This is a genomic window from Actinosynnema sp., from assembly GCF_052038725.1.
The window spans coordinates 1-1,837 of the sequence record NZ_JBQGCX010001217.1; the positions used below are offsets into that span (position 1 = coordinate 1).

Consider the following 1,837-nt stretch of genomic DNA (forward strand, 5'->3'; position numbering starts at 1 on the left):
TCCATCAGCTGGACGTCGTGCTCGCCGTAGCAGCCGCCCCGGTTCTCCGACTCGATCTCCGGGGCGCCCTTCGTGGGCAGCCAGCCGTTCAGGCACTGCTTCGAGGAGAGCGGCAGCCAGTCGGACTCGATGTCGCCGCCCGTCCCGAGGGTGAGCACCGGTTGCCTGGTGGGTGACGAGGCAGGGCCGATCAGGTCGAGGTCGTCGAGGTTCAGGTTGATCATGGGCTTGAAGACGGTGACGCAGAGCAGGGCGACCGCGCCCAGCACGAAGAGGGTGGTCAGGGTCGCCGAGATGGCCAGGCCCTTGCGCTGCTCGTGCTCGACCTCCCGGACGAGGGACGGACCCGCGCTGGTCGTCGCGCGTCGGGGCTCGGCGGCTGGCTCTGCACCGCGCGGGGTGGGGCGCGTTCTGCCGCCTAAGGCGTCGCCGTCACCACGTGCGGAGGAGAGGGGCGTGGTCGGGTGGACGGGTGGGACTCGGACGGTAGCCGGGTCGGCGGACTCCCCCGCCGCCCGTTCGGCCAGCGCCGCGGCGCGCTCGGTGGTCAGGCGGCGGGTCGGGTCTGGGTCGAGCAGGGCGTTGACCAGGCCGGACAGCGGACCCGGCGGCAGTTCGGGGCGCGGGCGCTCGTTGAGCACCGCCAGCAGGGTCGCCGAGGTGGTCTCGCGCTCGAACGCGCCCCTGCCCTGGGTGGCGTAGAACAGGGTCGTGCCCAGCGCCCACAGGTCCCGGGCCGGGGACGCGGGGGCTCCGGAGAGGCGTTCCGGGGACATGGAGGCGGGTGAGCCGATCAGCGAACCGGTCGCGGTGAGCCTCGGGTCGTCGAACGACTGGGCGATACCGAAGTCGGTGAGCTTGGCCGAGCCCTTGGCGGGGACCATCACGTTGCCCGGCTTGACGTCCCGGTGCACGACCCCGGCCTCGTGGGCCGACCCCAGCGCGGCCAGCAGCTGCCCGGCGAGCACCGCCGCCGCGCGCGGGGACAGCGGACCGTCCCGCTCGACCAGGTCGTCGAGCGTCGGGGCCTTGATCAGCTCCATGACGACGTAGGTCTGGTCGTGCTCGGTGATCAGGTCGTGGACGGTGACCACGGCCGGGTTGGAGAGCCTGCTGGCCATCCTGGCCTCGCGCAGCACGCGTTCGCGGTAGACCACGCGTTCGGCTTCTGGCACTCCCACCGGCAGCAGCAGCTCCTTGACCGCAACGTCCCGCCCGAGCACGGTGTCCTGCCCGAGCCACACGACACCCGTGCCGCCGCACCCCAGCTCCCGGATCAGCTGATAGCGCCCACCTCACGCATGGTCCGGGAGTCTGGCAGTCGGGTGTGACAGTTCCGCGCCGGTGAGTTCTCGCAGGTCAGAGCAATCCAGTTGGACGCCGCAAACTACCCCGGATGCCCTAACGGGTGAACTCTAAATAGACCTCTCCCCAGGGCCGCTTTGTGCGGCGAACGCCCGCCGAAATCTCTACCGTTTACCCCGTAGACCACCACGCGCCGCGTACATGTGGATCACGACCCCGTCGGGTGGGGATGACGTCCACAGAGCTCGCCGCACACCGCGAGGGAGGCAGTACCAGGGAAAACTGAGGATTTTAGGCAGGCTTCACCCCATCGGGTAGGCCACTTCGTTTTAAGCGTGATGCAGCTCACCAGTCGCTGGTCCGAAAGGGTGAGTGCCTCACCATCGGGGTCATGCGTTTGAGTCGTCTGTCCGCGGTGGCGGGCATCGCCGCCGTGGTGGTGGGTGCGACCGCGGTCGTCATCACCACCGCAGCCGCCGCGGGTGGAGGTCTTGCCACAGCAGGGCCCGGCTCGTGCGTCGGCGCCGCCTGC

At 70.2% G+C, this 1,837-nt stretch carries 1 protein-coding gene; it reads right to left on the bottom strand.

The genetic code is table 11. From position 1 onward, the window contains the following. The coding region (locus tag ACTUAL_RS25620; protein WP_440902044.1) for a serine/threonine-protein kinase at positions 1-1,244 on the bottom strand (1,244 nt) is incomplete at its 3' end. Between the last annotated feature and the right edge of the window lie 593 nt (positions 1,245-1,837).